The sequence below is a fragment of the Paractinoplanes aksuensis genome (assembly GCF_024137025.1).
Taxonomy (GTDB): Bacteria; Actinomycetota; Actinomycetes; order Mycobacteriales; family Micromonosporaceae; genus Actinoplanes; species Actinoplanes aksuensis.
Map to the genome: position 1 here is coordinate 14,196 of NZ_JAMYJR010000046.1, position 20,649 is coordinate 34,844.

At 70.2% G+C, this 20,649-nt stretch carries 23 protein-coding genes; 6 read left to right on the top strand and 17 right to left on the bottom strand.

Features of this window, described 5'->3' with window-relative positions; genetic code table 11:
* Positions 1 to 58 precede the first annotated feature (58 nt).
* Positions 59 to 373, top strand: a complete 315-nt coding sequence (locus M1L60_RS38185; protein ID WP_253242456.1) for a hypothetical protein — start codon at positions 59 to 61, stop codon at positions 371 to 373.
* Here M1L60_RS38185 and M1L60_RS38190 read toward each other — a convergent pair.
* Both M1L60_RS38190 and M1L60_RS38195 read right to left on the bottom strand, forming a co-directional pair.
* The gene (locus tag M1L60_RS38190) at positions 370 to 759 is read right to left on the bottom strand and encodes a hypothetical protein (RefSeq protein WP_253242457.1); all 390 of its coding nucleotides are present in this window, start codon (positions 757 to 759) and stop codon (positions 370 to 372) included. The genes M1L60_RS38185 and M1L60_RS38190 overlap by 4 nt on opposite strands.
* 52 nt (positions 760 to 811) lie before the next feature.
* Positions 812 to 1,228, bottom strand: a complete 417-nt coding sequence (locus tag M1L60_RS38195) for a PaaI family thioesterase (protein ID WP_221380810.1) — start codon at positions 1,226 to 1,228, stop codon at positions 812 to 814.
* A 94-nt stretch (positions 1,229 to 1,322) separates the two neighbouring features.
* On the opposite strand from M1L60_RS38195, the gene M1L60_RS38200 reads away from it, so the two are divergent.
* Positions 1,323 to 1,571 carry a hypothetical protein gene (locus tag M1L60_RS38200; protein WP_253242458.1) on the top strand — a complete coding sequence of 83 codons (249 nt, stop codon included), beginning with the start codon at positions 1,323 to 1,325 and terminating at the stop codon, positions 1,569 to 1,571.
* Between the two features lie 48 nt (positions 1,572 to 1,619).
* On the opposite strand, the gene M1L60_RS38205 is transcribed toward M1L60_RS38200, so the two are convergent.
* A complete protein-coding gene (locus M1L60_RS38205; RefSeq protein WP_253242459.1) occupies positions 1,620 to 2,177 on the bottom strand; it encodes an RNA 2'-phosphotransferase in 558 nt (185 codons plus the stop codon).
* Positions 2,174 to 2,950 carry a class I SAM-dependent methyltransferase gene (locus M1L60_RS38210; protein ID WP_253242460.1) on the bottom strand — a complete coding sequence of 259 codons (777 nt, stop codon included), beginning with the start codon at positions 2,948 to 2,950 and terminating at the stop codon, positions 2,174 to 2,176. Before M1L60_RS38210 ends, M1L60_RS38205 begins: the two co-directional genes overlap by 4 nt.
* Positions 2,951 to 2,968: 18 nt before the next feature.
* On the opposite strand from M1L60_RS38210, the gene M1L60_RS38215 reads away from it, so the two are divergent.
* Positions 2,969 to 3,352 carry a PPOX class F420-dependent oxidoreductase gene (locus M1L60_RS38215; RefSeq protein ID WP_253242461.1) on the top strand — a complete coding sequence of 128 codons (384 nt, stop codon included), beginning with the start codon at positions 2,969 to 2,971 and terminating at the stop codon, positions 3,350 to 3,352.
* A 73-nt stretch (positions 3,353 to 3,425) separates the two neighbouring features.
* Here the strand turns inward: M1L60_RS38215 and M1L60_RS38220 are convergent, their stop codons facing one another.
* Both M1L60_RS38220 and M1L60_RS38225 read right to left on the bottom strand, forming a co-directional pair.
* The gene (locus M1L60_RS38220) at positions 3,426 to 3,635 is read right to left on the bottom strand and encodes a BldC family transcriptional regulator (protein WP_014687221.1); all 210 of its coding nucleotides are present in this window, start codon (positions 3,633 to 3,635) and stop codon (positions 3,426 to 3,428) included.
* A 271-nt stretch (positions 3,636 to 3,906) separates the two neighbouring features.
* Positions 3,907 to 4,746, bottom strand: a complete 840-nt coding sequence (locus tag M1L60_RS38225) for a DUF8083 family protein (protein ID WP_253242462.1) — start codon at positions 4,744 to 4,746, stop codon at positions 3,907 to 3,909.
* Between the two features lie 151 nt (positions 4,747 to 4,897).
* Here M1L60_RS38225 and M1L60_RS38230 point away from each other — a divergent pair, with 151 nt between their 5' ends.
* Complete coding sequence (locus M1L60_RS38230) at positions 4,898 to 5,977, top strand: Glu/Leu/Phe/Val family dehydrogenase (RefSeq protein ID WP_253242463.1); 1,080 nt, start codon at positions 4,898 to 4,900, stop codon at positions 5,975 to 5,977.
* Positions 5,978 to 6,204: 227 nt separating this feature from the next.
* Complete coding sequence (locus tag M1L60_RS38235; protein ID WP_253242464.1) at positions 6,205 to 6,417, top strand: DUF3073 domain-containing protein; 213 nt, start codon at positions 6,205 to 6,207, stop codon at positions 6,415 to 6,417.
* 268 nt (positions 6,418 to 6,685) lie between these two features.
* Here M1L60_RS38235 and amcA read toward each other — a convergent pair whose 3' ends face one another.
* The 5 genes from amcA to M1L60_RS38260 all read right to left on the bottom strand — a co-directional run bounded on the left by amcA (position 6,686) and on the right by M1L60_RS38260 (position 11,329).
* The gene (amcA, locus tag M1L60_RS38240) at positions 6,686 to 6,910 is read right to left on the bottom strand and encodes a multiple cyclophane-containing RiPP AmcA (RefSeq protein WP_253242465.1); all 225 of its coding nucleotides are present in this window, start codon (positions 6,908 to 6,910) and stop codon (positions 6,686 to 6,688) included.
* Positions 6,876 to 7,982 (bottom strand): cyclophane-forming radical SAM peptide maturase AmcB, encoded by a 1,107-nt coding sequence (gene amcB / locus M1L60_RS38245; RefSeq protein ID WP_253242487.1) that lies wholly within the window; start codon positions 7,980 to 7,982, stop codon positions 6,876 to 6,878. The genes amcA and amcB overlap by 35 nt, the downstream gene beginning before the upstream one ends.
* A gap of 147 nt (positions 7,983 to 8,129) precedes the next feature.
* Positions 8,130 to 9,281, bottom strand: a complete 1,152-nt coding sequence (gene purM / locus M1L60_RS38250) for a phosphoribosylformylglycinamidine cyclo-ligase (RefSeq protein WP_253242466.1) — start codon at positions 9,279 to 9,281, stop codon at positions 8,130 to 8,132.
* A 34-nt stretch (positions 9,282 to 9,315) separates the two neighbouring features.
* Positions 9,316 to 10,875 (bottom strand): amidophosphoribosyltransferase, encoded by a 1,560-nt coding sequence (gene purF, locus M1L60_RS38255; protein ID WP_253242467.1) that lies wholly within the window; start codon positions 10,873 to 10,875, stop codon positions 9,316 to 9,318.
* Positions 10,876 to 10,957: 82 nt separating this feature from the next.
* Positions 10,958 to 11,329, bottom strand: a complete 372-nt coding sequence (locus M1L60_RS38260) for a sterol carrier family protein (RefSeq protein WP_253242468.1) — start codon at positions 11,327 to 11,329, stop codon at positions 10,958 to 10,960.
* A gap of 157 nt (positions 11,330 to 11,486) precedes the next feature.
* Between M1L60_RS38260 and M1L60_RS38265 the strand changes: the two genes are divergently transcribed.
* A complete protein-coding gene (locus tag M1L60_RS38265) occupies positions 11,487 to 13,382 on the top strand; it encodes a carboxypeptidase-like regulatory domain-containing protein (protein ID WP_253242469.1) in 1,896 nt (631 codons plus the stop codon).
* A 61-nt stretch (positions 13,383 to 13,443) separates the two neighbouring features.
* Here M1L60_RS38265 and purL read toward each other — a convergent pair whose 3' ends face one another.
* The 6 genes from purL to M1L60_RS38295 all read right to left on the bottom strand — a co-directional run bounded on the left by purL (position 13,444) and on the right by M1L60_RS38295 (position 20,549).
* Positions 13,444 to 16,005, bottom strand: a complete 2,562-nt coding sequence (gene purL, locus M1L60_RS38270; protein WP_253242470.1) for a phosphoribosylformylglycinamidine synthase subunit PurL — start codon at positions 16,003 to 16,005, stop codon at positions 13,444 to 13,446.
* Positions 16,005 to 16,712, bottom strand: coding sequence for a phosphoribosylformylglycinamidine synthase subunit PurQ (purQ, locus tag M1L60_RS38275; protein WP_253242488.1), 708 nt, complete (start codon positions 16,710 to 16,712; stop codon positions 16,005 to 16,007). The genes purL and purQ overlap by 1 nt, the downstream gene beginning before the upstream one ends.
* Positions 16,709 to 16,966 (bottom strand): phosphoribosylformylglycinamidine synthase subunit PurS, encoded by a 258-nt coding sequence (gene purS / locus M1L60_RS38280; RefSeq protein WP_221380825.1) that lies wholly within the window; start codon positions 16,964 to 16,966, stop codon positions 16,709 to 16,711. Before purS ends, purQ begins: the two co-directional genes overlap by 4 nt.
* 333 nt (positions 16,967 to 17,299) lie before the next feature.
* Positions 17,300 to 18,721, bottom strand: coding sequence for an adenylosuccinate lyase (gene purB, locus M1L60_RS38285; protein ID WP_253242471.1), 1,422 nt, complete (start codon positions 18,719 to 18,721; stop codon positions 17,300 to 17,302).
* Positions 18,718 to 20,022 carry an MFS transporter gene (locus M1L60_RS38290; protein ID WP_253242472.1) on the bottom strand — a complete coding sequence of 435 codons (1,305 nt, stop codon included), beginning with the start codon at positions 20,020 to 20,022 and terminating at the stop codon, positions 18,718 to 18,720. Before M1L60_RS38290 ends, purB begins: the two co-directional genes overlap by 4 nt.
* Positions 20,022 to 20,549, bottom strand: a complete 528-nt coding sequence (locus M1L60_RS38295) for an ArsR/SmtB family transcription factor (RefSeq protein ID WP_253242473.1) — start codon at positions 20,547 to 20,549, stop codon at positions 20,022 to 20,024. The genes M1L60_RS38290 and M1L60_RS38295 overlap by 1 nt, the downstream gene beginning before the upstream one ends.
* Positions 20,550 to 20,649 lie beyond the last annotated feature (100 nt).

Here is a 20,649-nt window from a genome sequence, read left to right on the forward strand (position 1 = left end):
TGGACTGAGCAGCAACGTTCGTCGATCTTGTTCGGTCGGGTGGGTTGAGGAGGACGGCGTGTTGACATTCACGAACGCGGCGGAGCAGGCGGCCTGGGGCATGGCCGAGGCGCTCTGCGAGAAAGCCTTCGCCGCGATGAAGAGCGCCGAAGAGGCGCAAGAGATGTTCCGGGCCGGGCGGATGGCGATGCGCCGGCAGTTCAAGGCGCGCGGCCTGTCCGAGGTCGACGCGGCCATCCGGTGGAAGAGCACCGCCCAGGCGCAGGCCGCCCTGGCCGACCACGAGTTCTACATGTCGCTGGCGTCAATGTACAACGAGGCCGCGACCGCCCAGTACGCCAAGGCCCTCTACCTCAAGAACGGCAAGGGCTAAGCCGCTCGGTGGCGCAACGTCGCCACCGTCGAGCCGGCCAGGGCGAGCAGGCAGTCGGGCAGTTGGCCGTCGGCGATCGCGGCGCCGAAGAGGGCCTCGGCCGTCGGGATGTCGCCGTTGGCGTAGGCGCTGATGAAGCGGGCCACCCACCGCTTGTCGTAGCGCGCGTCGTCGATGCCGGGGAAGTCGAGCGTCCACGCGCCGCCCGCGGGCACCTGGCCGACCATGGTCGCGGCCAGGCACCAGGCGACGTCGTAGGCCCCGACGATGCCGGATCGGTCGACGACCGAGTCGAACGTGCCGACCACCGCGTCACTGTCGCCGCTCAGCGCACTCTGGAGCACGAGTGCCGCGTCGTCGATAGCGTGCTGTGGTACCTCGGTCACGAGAAAGAAGGTACGTGGAACGGTCAAGGTCTGCGCGCTGAGACCCCGGAATTCACGCCCCGCGCAGCAGGCAGGTGATGCGCGCGGTGCAGACCCGTTCGCCGCTGTCGTCGGTGATGACGATTTCGTACGTCGCCATCGTGCGCCCCCGGTGCACCGGAGTGGCCACCCCGGTGACGACCCCGGACCGGGCCGACTTGTGATGGGTGGCGTTGATGTCGACGCCCACGGCGAACGGCCGGTCGACCGTCTGCCCGTGCATGACCGCCCCCACCGACCCCAGCGTCTCGGCCAGCACGCAGGAAGCACCGCCGTGCAGAAGCCCGTACGGCTGGGTGTTGCCTTCGACCGGCATGGTGCCGACGACCCGTTCGGCCGACGCCTCGCTGAGCTGAATGCCCATCCGCGCGCCGAGCGATCCGCCGCCGTCGGTGAAGAGCTCCTGCACACTGTCGGCCGCTATGTCCATTCGATGAACGTTACCGGCGACGCTCGGCTCGCGGCGCTGTGACTTGGGTCTTACTCTTCCCTGCGACCGTGTACGCGATATGCCGGGAGGCCTCATGACCGAGCCGCAGGAGATCGTCGAGACGCGTGGGAGCGAGCGCGTCGACCTCATCGCCCAGGACGCCAACGGCGATGGCAAGACCGACGTGTGGGTGTCCGACACCGACGGGGACGGCAAGCCCGACCTGTTCCAGTTCGACACCGACGGGGACGGCAAGGTCGACATCACGATGGTCGACCTCGACGAGGACGGGAACCCCGACATGATCGTCGACGGGGACGGCGGGATCCCGCCGAAGGTCTAGGCCCGGCCGCCTCCTCCTCCGGCGCATCCGAGGAGGAGGCAGCCGGTGTCACGTATCCAACGTGAGATAGCGCGGCGGCACCTCGGACGTGAGCCACACGCCGTTCGCGCTGAGGTGGAACACGTGCCCGGCCGCCGCCATCTCGCCGGTGGCCACCCGCAGCACCACCACGTCGGCCGAGCGGCGGCCCCCGACGAGCAGCGCCGTCGGCACCCCGGTCGAGAGGTGCACGTGATCCCGGCTGCGCGGCTGCAGGCCCTCATTCATGATCGATTCGAGGTTGGTACGGGGTGTGCCGTGGAACAGCGCGGCCGGCGGATCGGCCGGCGGCAGCCCGAGGTCGACCGACACCCGACGCGAGTGCCCCTGGCTGGCCCGGATCCAGTCGGTGCCGTCGGCCCGCCGGGTCACCGCGAACCGCGACTTGTCGTTGTGTTCGACCACCACGTCGAGCTCGGCCCGGGTGATCCCCAACGCGGCCAGCAGGTCGGCCACCGGCACCCAGCCGTTCGCGTCCAGGGTGAGGCCGGCCGACTCGGGCCGGTGCCGCAGCACCAGGGCGATCCGCCGGCTGGTGCGCACCTGGTCGCGGCTCAGCGTGGTCACTCCCGCAGCTCCATGACGGCAAGGTAGTACGGCCGGTCGGTGTCGTCGACCGCTTTCAGGCTCCACCGGGTGCCCTCGAGCAGCGCTTCAAGTTCGGCCGCCGAGCAGTTCAGATAGTCGAACCAGGGCGTGGCCAGCAGGCGGTAGCGCAACCTCAGCCGCAACTGCCCGCCGAGCCGGCCCTTCTCCCGGTTCCGCCGGTGATAGGCGACGTGGACGGGGTCGGTGGTGCCGTACGGGTCGGTGCCCTGCGCGATGATTCGGGCGCCCGGGTTGGCCAGCCGGGCCAGCGCGTCCAGCAGGACGGGCGCGCGCTCGGCGCTCTCGAGCAGCCCCAGGTTGTTGCCGAGCAGCAGGAACGTGTCGTAGCGGGCGCTGGCCGAGGCGTACGCGTCGACGGTGTTGAGAACGGTGTCGCGCAGTCCCCGCTCGCGGGCGACGGCGATCGCCCCGGCCGAGGTGTCGAGCCCGGTCACCGCCATGCCGCGGCGCTGCAGCTCGACGGCGGTGCGCCCGGCGCCGACGCCGATGTCGAGCACGTGTCCCCGGCAGAGCCGCAGCGCCCGATGGTCGTGCGGCTGCCAGTCGCCGGGCTCGTCCAGGTAGTGGTCGACCGGCGCCCCGTTGATCAGGCCGTCGTCGCGTTCGATCACCTCGATGACCGGCCGGGGCACCCGCCCGCCGGCCAGCGGCCGGGGACCGACCCCGGTGCGCACCGCGTAGGCGTCGCGGATCATCTCGCCGAACACGTCGCCGATCGGTGGCTCTCCCATGGTCACTACCCTTGGGGCATGCCCACTCTGGAGCAACTCGGTTCCGAGAAGTACGTCCTTCTGACCACTTTCCGCAAGGACGGTTCACCCGTGGCGACACCGGTCTGGGTGCTGCCCGACGGGGCCGGCGTGGCCATCTGGACGGAGACCCGGTCGTACAAGGTGAAGCGGGTCCGTAAGGATCCTCGCGTCACCGTCGCGGCCTGCGACATCCGGGGCAACGTGCGGGGCGAGGCAGTCGAGGGCACGGCCCGCATCGTCAGCGACGCCGAGTGCGACCACTTCGCCAAGGTGCTGGGCCGCAAGTACTGGGTGACCGGCATCCTCGGCTCACTGCGCTACCGGATCCTGGGCCACCGCGACCGCATCACGGTCATCGCGATCAAGCCGGTCACTTCATAGCTACGAAGAAGGGGCGATCGTCTTCCCCGACGCTCGCCCCTTGCAACGGTCTTCACCTCGATTGAGGTCCGTGTCAATCGCCCTGACGCTGCGTGGGAATCTGCCCTTGCAGCAGAGCACGAACTTCCGACTCCCGGTAACGACGGTGGCCGCCCAGAGTGCGGATCGCACTCAGCTTGCCGGCCTTCGCCCACCGAGTGACGGTCTTCGGGTCGACACGGAACATCGACGCCACCTCGGCCGGCGTTAGTAGCGGCTCAGGATCGTGCGTACGCGATGCCATCGGTCACTCCTCCACAGGTACCTATAGACAACGGCCGGGGTCCCGCCGGCCGGTGCGTCTCTCATGGTCCGGCTAGTCCCCGATGTCCGACATGGGCCGAACGGACGAAGGTCCCCAGATAGACGGATGAAGCATGCCCGATTTTTGCGTGTTTTCTACGCCAGATAGTGTCGCGTTTAGTCCGATTATCACGCTTCGGCGAACGGCGATTACGAAGAGTGTTCATCTCGGGAGCGCTCCCAAAGGCCCCTTCTCACCGCATTTGCGCAGGTCAGTTGCAACGCTCGAGCAGCTGGACGGCCCGCCAGCGCTCGACCAGTTTCTCGTACGCGGCCGAGGCGTCGTCGGCGTCGCCGCGGGAGAGAGCCGACAGACCCGCCGCCACCACTCCGGGTGAATCGTCACCAGCGAGAACGTCATCCGGGAGAAGGTTGACGAGGCCGCCGTAGTCAAGCTCGACGATCGAGCGCGGATGGAACTCCTCGAGCCACCGGGTGCCCTCTTCGACGGCCTCGGTGATGGGAGCGTCGCCCAGCGACTTTCGCAGCACGGCCACCGCACGGTGAGCCCGCCGGCGGGCCTTCGAGATCTCGGTGCGGTAACGCAGGGTGCGCGGCTGGGCCGAGAGGTCGATGACCCGCTCTTCCAGATCGACGAAGACGAACCAGCGCAGCGGCACACCCCAGGTGGCGATCTGCTCGTGGACCCGGGGCACACCGTGCTCGAGCACCTTGGCCCCGCTGCGCCAATCCTCGACCACGGCCTTGGCCTGGCCGGCCAGCACGGGCGGCACGAACGCGTCGGCCAGCACGCTGGGCACCCCGTCGCGCGCGTTCAGGGCGGCCTCGGCGACCCGCAGGCGCAGATTCCACGGGCAGACCAGCAACGAGTCACCCCACTGCAACACGTACGCCTCGTCGGGCAGATCGGGCAGCCGGGTCCAGCCGGCGCCGAGCGCCTCGAGCACGGCCGAACGCTGGCGCACCGGGCCGTCGACCGGGCCCAGGGCACGACCCTCACGCGCGTACTTGCGCCAGAAAACCTGACGGTCGCGGTCGAAGGCGGTCAGCGGCTCGTAAACCCTCAGGTACGACGCGAACAGTGACGGCACGGCGCGATCCTTTCACGAAATCGGCCGGGTGGAACTTCCCGCGCGGACGGAATCCCGCCGGGGAGGCACCCGACTAGGCTCGCAATGTCCGGCTCACCCCGGCCGGCGCCCCCGCCCCACAAGGGCCAGACACCAGATCAGGAGAACTGCCATGGGCGTGTTCGACACCGACGGCACCGACGCCAGCGGTCACGAACAGGTCGTCTTCTGCCAGGACAGGCAGACCGGCCTCAAGGCGATCATCGGGATCTACTCCACGGCCCTCGGGCCGGCTCTCGGCGGCACCCGTTTCTATCCGTACGAGAGTGAGGACGCGGCGCTGGCCGACGTGTTGAAGCTCTCCCGCGGCATGGCCTACAAGAACGCACTCGCCGGGCTCGACCTCGGCGGCGGCAAGGCCGTCATCTGGGGCGACCCGGCCCGGGCCAAGTCCGAGGGCCTGCTGCGGGCGTACGGCCGCTTCGTCGAGTCGCTGCACGGGCGCTACTACACCGCCTGCGACGTCGGCACCTACGTCCCCGACATGGATGTCATCGCCCGCGAGACCCGATACGCCACTGGTCGCAGCCCCGAGCACGGCGGCGCCGGCGACTCCTCGATCCTCACCGCCTGGGGCGTCTTCCAGGGCATGCGCGCTGCCGCCGAGCACACCTGGGGCCGTCCCACCCTGGCCGGCCGCACGGTCGGCATCGCCGGTCTCGGCAAGGTCGGCAAATATCTGGCCGGCCACCTGATCGAGGACGGCGCCGCGGTCATCGCGACCGACGTCAACGAGGCCGCGTTGAGCTGGGCCCGCACCACCTACCCGCAGATCGAGCTGGTCGCCGACACCCAGGCCCTGATCACCTCGGACCTGGACGTCTACGCCCCGTGCGCCCTGGGCGGCGCGCTCGACGACGACACCGTCCCCGTGCTGCGGGCCAAGGTCGTCACCGGCGGCGCCAACAACCAGCTGGCCCACCCCGGCATCGAGAAGACGCTGGCCGAGCGGGGCATCCTCTACACGCCCGACTACCTGGTCAACGCGGGCGGCGTGATCCAGGTGGCCGACGAGATCGAGGGCTTCAACTTCGAGCGGGCCAAGCTGCGGGCCACCGGCATCTTCGAGACCACCCGCCGCATCCTGCGGATGGCCGACGCCGAGGGCGTGGCCCCGGCCGTCGCCGCCGACCGGCTGGCCGAGCAGCGCATGGCCGAGGTCGGCCGGCTGCGCTCCATCTATCTCGGCTGAACGGCCACCTCTACCCGCCGAAAGGTGGGCTGCGGGGTAGGAAAAGAGAGCGGTTTGGTGCCTGCCGCGCGTTCCCGGACGGAAAACCGCGACGCGCGGCAGTGTCACACGCAACCCGAGGTGCCGAAGACGGCATCGTCCATGTACCGTAAGACCCACGAGAGATGCCTAACGTCATCGGGGCCCGCCTTCGGGCTGCCCCGAATTCTGTGCGAGGGGGTCGAGCCATGGGGCGCGGCCGTGCTAAGGCCAAGCAGACGAAGGTGGCCCGGGAGTTGAAGTATCACTCCCCGAACACCGACCTCACCGCCTTGCAGCGCGAACTGGCGGGTGCCGGTCAGTCCGACCGTCATTTCAACGACGACAAAGATGAGTTCGTCGACGATGACGAGGACGACGCTGACGACGACCAGGATTCCTGGTCGCCGACAAGGCGCTGACCCGTATCGCACAGAGCACGCGGCAGACCGCGTGCTCCCGTGCGCCGTGGTCAGTTGCTTGTGGTGATTTCAACCTACGGTTCAAAACCGAAGCCCACGCGCGCTAACGCACGCGTGGGCTTCGAACCACTGCACCGGCGACCCAGCTGGTCAGGGCAACCCGGTCCTCACCGACCTGCCCCTGGTGGACTCGAAAATCGTGAACTGCCCGCGATCGCCCCTTGGGGCGATCGCCCGCGGAGCGAAGCGGAGCCATGTAACAGCGCCATCAGCGCGGCCTGTTGTTCCAGTTGTAGAACGTCGGGATGTTTTCGAAGTGGTTCCAGGCGCATACCGCCGAACCGTCTTCCGCCGTGCTCTCCGCGCGTGCCTGCCGTGCCTGTTCCGCCTCGGCGAGGAGCGCGGCCAGCCCGGCCCGGGTGTCGTTCACCCGTGCGCTCACCGGATCGATCCCCGGCTCATCGGACAGCCGAGGGCTCGTGGTCTCGGGCATGGTCCAGCACTCCCTCCAGTAGGCGAATCTTGCTGTTCCGGCAGTGGTCCGTCTCGGTGGTGTCGAACCGGCCCTGCTCGAAGTAACGGTTGGCCGCGTGGGCGCCACCGCAGAAACCGAAATACGGGCACGCCGCGCGGCACGCCTCGACGCCCCGCAGAAACTCGGCGATCCATGGCGTAGAGGCGGCGCCGGCCAGGATTTCGCCCAGCGGCGTGGTCAGCACGTTACCGCTCGTGAAGTCGCCGTACCGGGGGTCGGAGAAGCCGGCCAGTTCGGGCGAGAGCAGCACCACCGAGCCGTCGTGGGCCACGGTGGGGATCGGGTCGAGCTGCCGGGGCAGCAGGTCGTCGGCCGTGCCGTCGAGCACCGCGCCCACGTACCGCAGCGACCACTCCACCTCGCGCAGGTGGATGCGCGGGTCGGCCCGCCAGGCGGTGACCAGCTCGGCCCAGAACGCGGTGACGTCGGCCGCGGCGTGACCGTTGGCCCGGGTGTTCACGCCCTCCTGCTCCTCGACGTTGATGCCGAGCACGTCGCAGCCCAGCCCGAGGAAGTAGTCGTAGAGCTCGGTGGCCGCGCCGGGCCGGGGATCACTGACCACGCACAGCGCCGAGAACGGGATGTCCCGGCGGCGCAGGGTCTCGATGCCGCGCAGTATCCGGTCGTACGCCGGTTTGCCGCCTCGGGTGACCCGTTCGCCGTTGCGCTCGGGTGGGCCGTCGACGCTGACACTGACCCGTACGTCATGGGTCTGGAAGAAATCGCACCAGGCGTCGTCGATCAGCGTGGCGTTGGTCTGCACGTGGTGTTCGACCCCGGGGCCGAACGGATCGAGCAGCGCGGCCAGGTGCTCGCGGCCGGCCGCCAGCGGTTCCCCGCCGTGCCAGACCACCGAGAAGCGGCCGTCGCGGGCCCAGCCGTCGATCGAGGTGGCGACGGCCCGCGCGACCTCGACCGGCATGCGCTTGTCGGCCGCCCGGAACGGCAGGTAGCAGTAGGCGCAGTCGAGGTTGCAGAGAGTGGTGGGCTGCATGACGACGTACGTCGGCACGGACGAGATGCCCCGCATCCCGCTCCAGGCTCGCGCCACCGCCACACCCCCGTCCAACGTGTGAGCAACTCACGTCAGAGGCTAGGCCCCCGGGTCCAGCCAGTAAACGAAAAAGATCCGCATGTGCCGGATATCGACACACGCGGATCGTCACCGCGCCGGGCCTCAGCCCCGGGTGTACTGCCCCATCATCTGCACCTCGCCGGTGCCGTCGATGACCTCGCCGACCTGCCACGCCTCGACGCCGCGGCCGGTCAGGTAGGCCATGGCACGGTCGGCGTCGTCGGACGAGACGATCGCGAACATGCCGACGCCCATGTTGAACGTGGCCTCCATCTCGTTGTCCTCGATCCGGCCCTTGGCCTGGATGAGGTCGAAGATGGGCTGCGGGCGCCAGGTCGAGCGGTCGACCACCGCGTCGGCGTTACCGGGCAGCACACGGTTGAGGTTGCCGGGGATGCCGCCGCCGGTCACGTGCGAGAACGCGCGGACGTCGGTCTCCTCGATCAGGCCCAGGCAGTCCTTGGCGTAGATCTTGGTGGGGGTCAGCAGCTCTTCGCCCAGCGTGCGCTGCGAGCCGAAGTCGTCGACCACCGAGTCGAGCCGCATGCGGCCCGCGCCGAGCAGCACGTGACGCACCAGCGAGTAGCCGTTGGAGTGCAGGCCGGAGGACCGCATCGCGATCACCGCGTCGCCCACCTCGACCCGCTCGCGGCCGAGGATCTCGCTCTCTTCGACCACGCCGACGCCGGTGGCCGAGACGTCGTACTCGTCGGGGCGCAGGACGCCCGGGTGCTCGGCCGTCTCGCCGCCGAGCAGCGCGCAGCCGGCGTAGCGGCAGCCGTCGGCGATGCCGGCGCCGATCTCGGCCACCTTGTCCGGCACGACCTCGCCGCAGGCGATGTAGTCGAGCAGGAAGAGCGGCTCGGCCCCGCAGGCGACCAGGTCGTCGACGACCATGGCGACCAGGTCGATGCCGATCGTGTCGTGGATGTCGAGCTGCTGGGCGATCACGAGCTTGGTGCCGACGCCGTCGGTCGACGAGGCCAGGATCGGGCTCTTGTATTTCGCCGTGTTCAGCCGGAACAGGCCCGAGAAGCCGCCCAGATCGCCCATGACCTCGGGCCGGGTGGTCTTCTTGACCTTCGACTTCAGGAGCTCGACGGCCCGGTCACCGGCCTCGATCGAGACACCCGCGTCGGCGTACGTGGCCGTGCGCTTGCGCACCCCGCGGCCGCCCCCGGCCGTCCAGGGCCGGCGGTCGCCGCCCTCAGCGCCGTTGGACCCGGCACTGTTGCGCTCGGACACGTGCGTCACGGTTCTCCCCTTAGCGGTCTTTCGTTCGTCAAAGTCACGCGCCGCCGCCCTGACCGGCCAGCTCACGCACGTCGTACTCGGTCTCGAGCCCGGCGACGGCCGCGGTCGCGGCCTCGTCGGTGGCCGACGGCATCGAGGCCCGCTTGCCGACCCCTTCGAGCAGGTGCTTGCCGATCAGGTTGCCTGCCGGCAGCTCGATCGGATAGTGCCCGTCGAAGCAGGCCATGCACAGGCGCGTCTTGGGCTGCTCGGTCGCCTGCACCAACCCGTCCAGGGAAACATAACCCAGGGAGTCGGCGCCGATCGAGCGGCGGATGCCCTCGTTGTCGAGCCCGTTGGCCAGCAGCTCGGCCCGGGTGGCGAAATCGATGCCGTAGAAGCACGGCCACTTCACCGGCGGCGACGAGATGCGCACGTGCACCTCGAGCGCCCCGGCCTCGCGCAGCATGCGGACCAGTGCCCGCTGGGTGTTGCCGCGGACGATCGAGTCGTCGACCACGACCAGGCGCTTGCCCCGCACGACCTCGCGCAGCGGGTTGAGCTTGAGTCGGATGCCGAGCTGGCGAATCGTCTGGGACGGCTGGATGAAGGTGCGGCCGACGTACGCGTTCTTGGTCAGCCCGGCGCTGAAGGTGATGCCGGATTCCTCGGCGTACCCGATCGCGGCCGGGGTGCCCGACTCGGGCACCGGGATGACCAGGTCGGCCTCGACGGGGTGTTCGCGGGCCAGCACGCGGCCGATCTCGACGCGGGCCGAGTACATGTTGCGGCCGGCGATCGTCGTGTCGGGGCGGGCCAGATAGACGTACTCGAAAAGGCAGCCCTTGGGCTCGGGCGCGGCGAACCGGGTGGAGCGCAGGCCGTGCTCGTCGACCGCGAGCATCTCGCCCGGCTCGACCTCGCGCACGAAGCTGGCGCCGACGATGTCGAGGGCGGCCGTCTCGCTGGCCACGACCCAGCCCCGCTCCATGCGGCCCAGCACCAGCGGGCGTACGCCCTGGGGGTCGCGGGCGGCATACAGCGTGTTCTCATCCATGAAGACGAAGCTGAACGCGCCGCGCAGGGTCGGCAGCACCTCGAGCGCGGCGGCCTCGACGGACAGGTCGGGGCGGCTGGCCAGCAGCGTGGTGACCAGGGCGGTGTCGGAGGTGGCACTGTCGGCTTCGAGGCCGCGCTCGGCGACCTCGCGGGCCATTTCGGCCGTGTTGACCAGGTTGCCGTTGTGGGCCAGCGCGATCGTCGTGCCGGCTGTGGTGGCCCGGATCGTCGGCTGGGCGTTCTCCCAGTTCGAGCCGCCGGTGGTCGAGTAGCGGGTGTGCCCGATCGCGAGGTGGCCGCGCAGGCTGGCCAGGGTGGGCTCGTCGAACACCTGGGACACCAGGCCGAGATCCTTGTAGACCACCACGCCCGAGCCGTCACTCACCGCGATGCCCGCCGCCTCCTGGCCACGGTGCTGAAGAGCAAAGAGCCCGAAGTAGGTGAGTTTCGCGACCTCTTCCTCGGGGGCCCAGACGCCGAAGACGCCACAGGCATCCTGGGGGCCGCGCTCCTGGGGGTCGAGATCGTCGGTCAACCGGCCGTCGCCTCGGGGCACGTGTAGCTCCCTCATGCTGGTGTGCTCGTAACTGCCGTCCGACCGCCCAGTGTACGCGAGCCGGCGGGTACTGACTCCGCAGCTAATCGGCCTCGCGACCGGTTAGCGGAAGGTATTCGGTCAGATCCGTTCGGATACCGCTCGCGCGCAGCCGGCCGTCACGCACCGCATCGGCCCAGGTCATACGCTGCGTGGCCACAAGCAGCCAGGTGATCGGGTCCGCTTCGACCACATTGGGCGGAGTGCCGCGGGTGTGCCTGGGACCAGGAACACACTGAATCGCACCGAACGGCGGAATTCGGACCTCCACCGATCGGCCAGGCGCCTTCCGGGACAACTCGGCCAGCAGCGCTCGCACAGCGTCACGCTGCACTGATCTCTCGGGTTCGACGCCTCGGTCGAGCGCGTCCAACGCTTCTTTCACGGACTCGGATTTATTGTGCGCAGGGGACACGTCGGGACGATACGACTCGCTTCAGCGAGATTGGTACGCGGCCCTGGGTCGCGCGATGGACGTGTGACAAGGCATAGTGGCCGACGGTGTTTTAGTCGCGGGATGTAACCGGCCACCCTTGAACGGCCGGGAGGACCGTGCGACCGGAAGGCGGTGGATGGTGACGACGCACCTACGAGCCCGGGTGGCCCAGGCCGGTGCGTTACTGGCGGTGGTGCTGGGCGGAGTTTTCGTCGCGCCCGCAGTGGCGCTCGCCGAACCGCCGAACGTGCAGATCACCGACCTGCAGACCGAGGTTCTCTCGGGCGGCCGGCTGACCATGCAGTTCTCGGTCGCCGAGGGCAACGGCAGCCAGATCCCGGTCCCGGCGCAGATCAACGTCAACGGCGGCGGCATGGACTGCCGGGGCGGCGACTGCAGCCGGCGTACCACGGTCGACGGCAACGGACGCCAGTTCTCCGTGCAACTCACCGCACCCAATGTCAACGCCGGTGAGACGCGTCAGGTAACGGTCGAGATCCGGGCCGAGGTCCAGGGCGAGCGGCCGGGCCAGGCTTCCCAGCAGATCACCATCAAGGGGCCGGACCGTCCACAGTCCGTGCGCCAGGTCTCCGGTCGCATCAAGGACCAGGACGGCAAGGCGATCGCGGGTGCCATCGTCGGCATGGAGGACAGCGTCGGCAAGGTCTTCCGGGGCAGCTCCGACGGCTCGGGGCAGTTCTCGTTCACCTCGAGCGACAGTAACCCGATCGCGCCCGGGCGCATCTCCGTCGGCGCCGGCAAGGACGGCTTCGAAGAGGCCACGGTCCAGCGTGAGGCCCAGGCCGGCCAGAACCTGACCATCTCACTGACGCTGAAGTCGACAGCGGTCCCGACCAAGTCGCCGACCCCGACGCCGAGCGCGTCGCCGACCAGCGCCACGCCCACCGAAGAGGTGAGCGAAGAGGCGGCGCCGGAAGACACCGCGCCGGCTCAGCAAGAGACCGACCAGGCCGCGTCCACCGAGGACAGCGGCGGCTCGATGCTCTACATCATCATCGGCGTCCTGCTGGTGGCGGCCGGTATCGGCGCGATCGTGCTGGTCGTGCTGCGCCGCCGTAACAGCGGCAACGACGACGGTGACGACGACCCGACCGGCCTGTCCGGTTCGGGCGGCGCGGTGCCGCCGAGCCGTGGCGGGTTCACCGACGCGACCCGCGTCGGCGCGCCGGTCGGCGGCGGGCGCAACGACGCCACGATGATCGCTCCGGCCCCGCGGTCGGCGGCCATGGCGGACGCGCCGACCGTTATCCACCGCCCGGTGCCCGCGGCCGAGGACGAGTTCCCCGACCCCTACGGCGCTCCGCTGCCCCAGCCGGGTGGCTTCGCCGGTGCGGCGGCCGGCGGCTGGGACCAGGGCGGAAACCAGTACGGCAACGGCACCCAGCAGTACGGCGGCGGGGGCACGCAGCAGTACGGCGGCGCTCAGCAGCAGCCGTACGGCGAGGCGACCTCGTACGGCCGCCCGCCCGAGAACGACGGCTACGGCGGCGGCGCTCAGCAGGGCGGCAACTACGGAGCGTACGGCGAGGCCACCGGTATGTACCGGCCCGAGGCCGACGCCGACGGTGGCTACGGCGACCAGCAGTACGGCCAGGGCACCCAGCAGTACGACGGCGGCCAGTACGGCGCCGAGGCCGGTGGCGGCTACCAGGCCGGCGGTTACGGACAAGAGCCGGCCGATCAGGGCGGCTACGGATCGTGGGGGGCCGCGGGCGACGGCCTCGACAACAACAACGGCTACGGCCCGCAGCAGGTCGGCGGCCAGCAGTACGGCGGTCAGGGCGGCCAGTACGGCGGCGGCACCCAGCAGTACGGCGGCGGCCAGGACGGCCAGCAGTACGGCGGCTACGACCAGGGCTACCAGGCCGGTCAGCAGGGCGGCTACGACCAGGGTTACCAGCAGGGCGGTTACGACGACCGCGCCGGCTACGACGACCAGCAGCAGCACGGCAACCAGCGCGGTGGCCGCCAGGACGCGCCGAACCCACGGCGCGGCAACCACGACTACTGAGTCTGAAGCACCAAAAGAGCCGGCCAGCGGATTCGCTGGCCGGCTCTTTTGTGTCTGACTGCTAGGAGGCGTCCTCGTTGGGCGACGGCTCCTTGACCTCGGCCACGGCGGCGGCCGGAATGCCGTCCGCCTCGATCGGGGCCGCCGACTCCATGGCCGCCCCGGCCGCGGCGGTGACCAGCACCTCGTCGCCCCGGTCGGGGCCGGCGGGCGCGGTCGGGTCGGCCGCGTGCTCCGGGTCGCCGTGCCGGTTGGCCAGCTCGGCCGTGCCGCCGAACAGCCGCGGCAGCGTGCCCTCGTGCGCCTCACGGGCCTCGTCGAGCGGCAGCGTGAACTGGTCGCGCACGTCGAGCACGGGCTCGGCCGTGGTGACACCGAGCGGCGTACAGGGAATGCCGAACTCGGCGGCCAGGCCCGCGAACGCCTTGTCGTGCCCGCGCGGCACTGCGACCAGCACCCGGCCGGCCGACTCGCTGAAGAGCTGCACGAAGGCGTCGGCGGGCAGCGTGACCTGGGCCCCGACGTTGTAGCGGAGGCAGCTCTCGACCAGCGCCTGGGACAGGCCGCCGTCCGAGAGGTCGTGCGCCGCGCTGACCAGGCCGGTCTGCGACGCCCGGGCCATCAGCTGGGCCAGCCGGCGCTCGTGCTCGAGGTCGACCTTGGGCGGCCGGCCGCCGAGATGGCCGTGGGTGACCCACGCCCATTCCGAGCCGGACAGCTCGGTCGACGTCTCGCCGAGCAGGAACAGCAGGTCGCCGTCGCCGCTCGGGGCCTTGAAGCCCATCGGGATGCGCCGGGCCACGTCGTCGAACAGGCCCAGCACGCCGACCACCGGGGTCGGGTGGATCGCGGCGGCGCCGGTCTGGTTGTAGAAGCTGACGTTGCCACCGGTGACCGGGGTGCCCAGCGTCTGGCAGCCGTCGGCCAGACCGCGGACGGCCTCGGCGAACTGCCACATGACGGCCGGGTCCTCCGGCGAGCCGAAGTTGAGGCAGTCGGTGACCGCGATCGGCTCGGCGCCGGTGACGCCGACGTTGCGGTAGGCCTCGGCCAGGGCCAGCCGCGCGCCCTCGTACGGGTCGAGGCGGGCGAACCGGCCGTTGCCGTCGACCGAGAGCGCGACACCGAGGCCGGTGCGCTCGTCGATGCGCAGCACGCCGGAGTCTTCCGGCTGGGCCAGGACCGTGTTGCCGAGCACGTACCGGTCGTACTGCTCGGTGACCCAGGTCTTGTCGCACAGGTTGGGCGAGGCGATCATGCGCAGCACCGTCTCGCGCAGCTCGTCACCGGTCGAGGGCCGGGGCAGCGTCTCGGCCTTGTCGGCCTGCAGCAGTATGAGGTCGGCCGGCTCGCGGATCGGGCGGGCGTAGACCGGGCCGTCGTCGGCGAGCGAGCCCGGGGGCACGTCCACCACGACGTGGTCGTTCCAGCTGATCACCAGGCGGCCCGGCGAACCGTCCTCGCCGGCCGGGGTGACCTCGCCGATCGCGGTGGCCCAGACGCCCCACTTCTCGGCCACGCCGAGCACGGCCGCGAGGTTTTCCGGCGTGACGATGAGGAGCATGCGCTCCTGCGACTCGCTGGCCAGGATCTCGGTCGGCGACATGGACGCCTCCCGCAGCGGCACCCGCTCGAGCCACACCCGCATGCCGGTGCCGGCCGCGGCCGCGGTCTCGGTGAGCGCGCAGGTCAGGCCGGCGCCGCCGAGGTCTTGAATGCCGGCCACGAGGCCGGCGTCGTAGAGCTCGAGGCAGCTCTCGATGAGCAGCTTCTCCATGAACGGGTCGCCGACCTGCACCGACGGGCGGCGCTGCTCGGCCCCCTCGTCGAAGGTGGCCGAGGCCAGCACGGAGACGCCGCCGATGCCGTCGCGGCCGGTGCGGGCGCCGAGCAGCACGACGACGTTGCCGACGCCGGCCGCCTCTTTGTGCTGCAGCCGCTCGACCGGCAGCACGCCGATGCTGAGCGCGTTGACCAGCGGGTTGCCCTGGTACGTGGGGTCGAAGACGATCTCGCCGCCGATGTTGGGCAGGCCCAGGCAGTTGCCGTAACCACCGATGCCGGCGACCACGCCGGGCAGCACCCGGGCGGTGTCGGGGTGGTCGGCCGCACCGAAGCGCAGCGGGTCCATGACCGCGATCGGGCGGGCGCCCATGGCCAGGATGTCGCGCACGATGCCGCCGACGCCGGTGGCCGCGCCCTGGTAGGGCTCGACGAAGCTGGGGTGGTTGTGCGACTCGACCTTGAACGTGACGGCGATGTCGTCGGAGATCTGCACGACACCGGCGTTCTCGCCGATGCCGGCCAGCATGCGGGTGCCGCGCGGGGCCTTGTCACCGAACTGGCGCAGGTGCACCTTGCTCGACTTGTAGGAGCAGTGCTCGCTCCACATGATCGAGTACATCGCGAGTTCGGAGGCGGTGGGCCGGCGGCCCAGGATCTGCCGGATCCGGTCGTACTCGTCGTCCTTGAGACCCAGCTCGGTGTGCGGCTGCAGTTCCTCGGGCGTGGTGGTGGCGCGCTGCACGGTGTCCGGCCCGCCGTCGAACTCGTTGACCAGCACGTCGGTCGCCGCGAAGCCCGTCGGCTTCGGCGGGGCGGACGTGTCCGGCTGCGTCGTCATTACTGGTGTCCCCCTGCGTTGACGCCCGCGGACGACCCGGCCAGGGCCCGCAGGACAGAGGTGAAGAAGCCGAGGCCGTCGAGGGACGGGCCGGTCAGCGCCTCCACCGCGTGTTCCGGATGCGGCATGATGCCGACGACGTTGCCGGCCTCGTTGGTGATCGCGGCGATGTCGCGCTGCGAACCGTTCGGATTGCCGCGGATGTAGCGCGCGACCACGCGGCCCTCGGCCTCGAGCTGGTCGAGCGTGCGCTCGTCGGCGACGTAACAACCCTCGCCGTTCTTCACCGGGATCAGGATCTCTTGCCCGCCGGTGAAGGAGTTGGTCCAGGCCGTGTTCGTCGACTCGACGCGCAGGTATTGGTCGCGGTTGCGGAAGTGCAGATGCTGGTTGCGGGTCAGCGCGCCGGGCAGCAGGTGCGCCTCGCAGAGGATCTGGAAGCCGTTGCAGATGCCGAGCACCGGCAGACCGCCGCGGGCGGCGTCGATGATCGAATCCATGGCCGGGGCGAACCGGGCGATGGCGCCGCACCGCAGGGCGTCGCCGTAGGAGAAACCGCCGGGCAGGACCACGGCGTCGACGCCGTGCAGGTCGGCATCGCCGTGCCAGAGGCGGACGACGTCGGCGCCGGCGATGCGCGCGGCGCGGGCCGCGTCCCCGTCGTCGAGCGAACCCGGGAAGGTGACCACACCGATGCGCATGGTCAGGCGACCTCCGCCGTCGCGTCCTCGTGGACGTGGATGGTGAAGTCTTCGATCACCGGGTTGGCGAGCAGCTTGTCGGCGATCTCGCGGGCCCGATCGAGGTCGGGCGCACCGGCGAACTCGATCTCGATCCGCCGGCCGATGCGGACGGACGAGACATCGGTGACGCCGAGCCTGGGCAGCGCGTTCGCGACCGCCTGGCCCTGCGGATCGAGGATCTCCGGCTTGAGCATGACGTCGACCACGACGCGAGCCACGGGCACTCCTGACTGATAGGTGTAAGCACGTGGAGCCTACCTTGCGAACCACGCCACAGGTTTCTCGGCCGGTGTCGCGCACGCGACCCCCGGGCCGCTGAGCAGCCAACTCGCCGGTGATCTCAACCACTGCTCGATCAAAACTTCAAGCACTGTCGGTGTCATCACACGGTGATAGGAGCGAACTGGATTCTTGGCGGCCGGCGCCACGGGCCCTACGGTCGGCTCATCGATCTCCATCAGACCGGGCGGCGGTCGCCCCACTGCCGCCCGGCAACGGATTCCGCCGGGGCGCGGCGTGACCCACGTCTCCGCCGTGCCCCAGCGGCAGACTCAGAGAATCGGCGCCGGCGCGTACTTCGCGGCGTCCGGGTGAGCCGCGACGATCGTGGCGACCCGGTCGGCCACAGCCCGCACCTGTGACGGCGCGGCCCCGACGAACGCGGCCCGGTCGGCCACCAGGGTGTCGATCTCGGCCCGGGTCAGGCCGAGGCGGCCGTCGGCGGCGAGCCGGTCGAACAGGTCGTTGACGGTGGCCCCCTTCTCGCGCATGGCCAGCGCAACCGCGACGGCGTGCTCCTTGATCACCTCGTGCGCGACCTCGCGGCCGACCCCCTTGCGGACCGCCGCCACCAGGATCTTGGTGGTGGCGAGGAACGGCAGGAACCGGTCGAGCTCGCGGGCGATCACCGCCGGGTAGGCGCCGAACTCGTCGAGCACGGTGAGGAAGGTCTGGAACAGACCGTCGGTGGCGAAGAACGCGTCGGGCAGGGCGACCCGGCGGACCACCGAGCACGAGACGTCGCCCTCGTTCCACTGGTCGCCGGCCAGCTCGCCGACCATCGACAGGTAGCCGCGGACGATCACGGCCAGGCCGTTGACCCGCTCCGACGAGCGCGTGTTCATCTTGTGCGGCATCGCCGACGAGCCGACCTGGCCCGGCTTGAAGCCCTCGGTCACCAGTTCCTGCCCGACCATCAGCCGGACCGTCGTGGCCAGCGAGGACGGGCCGGCGACGATCTGGGCCAGCGCCGACACCACGTCGAAGTCGAGCGAGCGCGGGTAGACCTGGCCGACGCTGCTGAGCACCCGCTCGAAGCCCAGGTGACCGGCGACGCGCCGCTCGAGGGCGCCGAGCGCGTCGAAGTCGCCGTCGAGCAGGTCGAGCTGGTCGGCGGCCGTGCCGACCGGACCCTTGATGCCGCGCAGGGGATACCGGGCGATCAGGTCGTCGAGACGTTCGTACGCAATGAGCAGCTCTTCGGCGGCCGAGGCGAACCGCTTGCCGAGCGTGGTCGCCTGGGCCGCGACGTTGTGCGAGCGGCCGGTCATCACGAGGTCGGAGTACTCGACCGCGCGCTCGGTGAGCCGGGCCAGGGCAGCGATCACGCGGGCCCGGATCAGCTCGAGCGAGGCCTTGATCTGCAGCTGCTCGACGTTCTCGGTCAGGTCGCGCGACGTCATTCCCTTGTGGATCTGCTCGAAGCCGGCCAGCGCGCTGAACTCTTCGATGCGGGCCTTGACGTCGTGGCGGGTCACCCGCTCACGGTCGGCGATCGAACCCAGGTCGACCTGGTCGAGCACCGACTCATACGCCTCGACGGCGCCCTCGGGCACGGCCACGCCGAGATCACGCTGAGCCTTGAGGACGGCCAGCCAGAGCCGGCGCTCCATGCGGATCTTTTCTTCCGGCGACCACAGGGCCACCAGGTCGGACGAGGCGTAGCGAGCGGCGAGCACGTTCGGGATGGTCACGCCACCGATTGTTTCACGGCACCGGTCTCGGGCTCCGGCAGCTTGTGCGGCAGGGTGCGCACGTCCCGGCTCAGCAGCATGAAGATCACCGCGGCCGTCATCAGCACGGCCGCGCCGACCAGCGTCGACTCGAGCCCCACAGCCTGCGCGATCGGACCCACGGCCATCTGGCCGACCGGGATCGCGACAAAAGAACCGACCATGTCGTACGAGTACACGCGCGCGAGTTTGTCGGCCGGGATGTGCTCCTGCATCGTCGTCTCCCACGCGATGCCGAACTGCTCGACCATCAGGCCCGCCACCAGTGCGCCCCCGATGAGCAGCCAGAGGTGCGGATAGACGCCGAGGATCACGACCGGCAGCGACATGAACAGGGTGCTGAACACGCCGAAGAACAGCAGCCGCCGCATCCGCAGCCGGATCGCCAGCAGCGCGCCGACGATCATGCCGAGCGTCTCGGCCGCCAGCACCAGGCCCCACGCGCGGCGCCCGATCGCTTCGTCGGCCACGACCGGCCCCAGCACGAACAGCGAGCCGCTCCAGGCCGCGTTGAGCACGCAGAACCCGGCGACCACGACCCAGAGCCACGTGCGCGAACGGAACTCGGTCCACCCCGTACGCAGGTCGGCGAAGATGTTGGGCCGGGACGGCTCGACCGCGGCCTCACCGGGGGTCTGCTCGTCGCCGATGACACCGGGCGCGGGTTCGGCCTGGACCGGCGGCGGCACCCGTAGGAATGCGAAGAGCACGGCGCTGACCAGGAAGGTGACCGAGTCGACGGCGATGCCCCAGCCCGGGTTGGTCGCGGCCACCACGATGCCGGCCAGCGGCGCCCCCAGCACGGCGGCCGTGTTGAGCGCGACCCGGTTGAGCCCGTTGGCCTGCTGCCGGATGTCGGCCGGGACGATCTGGGGCAGGATCGACGAGGTCGCGGGCAGGGCGAGCGCGCCGACCATGCCGTTGACGGCCGAGATGACGATGAGCAGCGGAATGTTGGCCGTGCCGGTGAGCACGAGCGTGGCCACGATCGCCTGCGTCACGAAGGCGGCCAGGCTGGCCCCGACCATCAGCAGGTGTTTGGGCATCCGGTCGGCCAGCACCCCGCCGAACAGCAGGAAGATGACGTTGACCAGGGTGCGGGCGCCGACCACGAGCCCCAGGTCGGTGGCCGAGCCGGTCAGGTCGAGCACGGCGAAGGCGAGCGCGATCGGCGCGAACGAGTTGCCCAGCGCGTTGATCGTGCGACCGCCGAGGAGCAGGCGGAACGCCGGTATGCGCAGCGGCGCGAGGGCCGTGTTCATCAGAACTCCATCTCGAACATCGCGACGGTGGTGCTGGTGCGAATGGTGCCGGGAGTGTTCGGCGGCTGAGCCGCCTCGTGCAGCTCGCGCAGCGCCACGGCGATCGTGTCGTGCAGCTCGCGCCATTTAACGGGATCGATCCAGAACTCGCCGTCCCCCAGCACGGCCGGCGCCGACTTGCTCTCGGCGGTCGACCATCGGCCCTGCGCCGCGCGCCGGACGAGCTCGTGGCCGACCGCGGCGAAGAGGGCGCCCTTTTCTGCGGCCGATTCCGGCGCGCTGTCACTGGATGGGTAGTAGCGGTAGCGCTTGGCCACGCCACCCCGAATCTTCTCTTCACCGGCCAGGGCGATCAGATTGGCGGCGAACAGGTTGCGCAGGTGATAGCTGGCGTTGGCATGGGTGAGCCCCAGCTCACGGGCCACGTCGGCCGCCGTGAGCGCGTTGCCGGTCAGCAGGGCCAGGATGCGGAGGCGGACCGGATGGGCCATCGCCCGCATCGCGCCACTCTCATCTCCCAAAGACATGTTGGGGAGTCTAGGGCGCGGCGAGCCAACTGTCCAATAGTTGTTTGGGAGTGGCACACTGCACGCGACGGCGGCTCAGCCGCTAAAGTTACCGACGAGT

What these genes read in the sequence shown, in the direction of transcription:
- M1L60_RS38220 (WP_014687221.1), bottom strand. Translation starts at nt 3,635, where the DNA reads ATGGCATCGCGTACGCACGATCCTGAGCCGCTACTAACGCCGGCCGAG.
- M1L60_RS38215 (WP_253242461.1), top strand. Translation starts at nt 2,969, where the DNA reads ATGCCCACTCTGGAGCAACTCGGTTCCGAGAAGTACGTCCTTCTGACC.
- purL (WP_253242470.1), bottom strand. Translation starts at nt 16,005, where the DNA reads ATGACGACGCAGCCGGACACGTCCGCCCCGCCGAAGCCGACGGGCTTC.
- M1L60_RS38230 (WP_253242463.1), top strand. Translation starts at nt 4,898, where the DNA reads ATGGGCGTGTTCGACACCGACGGCACCGACGCCAGCGGTCACGAACAG.
- M1L60_RS38290 (WP_253242472.1), bottom strand. Translation starts at nt 20,022, where the DNA reads ATGAACACGGCCCTCGCGCCGCTGCGCATACCGGCGTTCCGCCTGCTC.
- M1L60_RS38195 (WP_221380810.1), bottom strand. Translation starts at nt 1,228, where the DNA reads ATGGACATAGCGGCCGACAGTGTGCAGGAGCTCTTCACCGACGGCGGC.
- M1L60_RS38200 (WP_253242458.1), top strand. Translation starts at nt 1,323, where the DNA reads ATGACCGAGCCGCAGGAGATCGTCGAGACGCGTGGGAGCGAGCGCGTC.
- M1L60_RS38265 (WP_253242469.1), top strand. Translation starts at nt 11,487, where the DNA reads ATGGTGACGACGCACCTACGAGCCCGGGTGGCCCAGGCCGGTGCGTTA.
- amcB (WP_253242487.1), bottom strand. Translation starts at nt 7,982, where the DNA reads ATGCGGGGCATCTCGTCCGTGCCGACGTACGTCGTCATGCAGCCCACC.
- M1L60_RS38295 (WP_253242473.1), bottom strand. Translation starts at nt 20,549, where the DNA reads ATGTCTTTGGGAGATGAGAGTGGCGCGATGCGGGCGATGGCCCATCCG.
- amcA (WP_253242465.1), bottom strand. Translation starts at nt 6,910, where the DNA reads ATGCCCGAGACCACGAGCCCTCGGCTGTCCGATGAGCCGGGGATCGAT.
- M1L60_RS38235 (WP_253242464.1), top strand. Translation starts at nt 6,205, where the DNA reads ATGGGGCGCGGCCGTGCTAAGGCCAAGCAGACGAAGGTGGCCCGGGAG.
- M1L60_RS38210 (WP_253242460.1), bottom strand. Translation starts at nt 2,950, where the DNA reads ATGGGAGAGCCACCGATCGGCGACGTGTTCGGCGAGATGATCCGCGAC.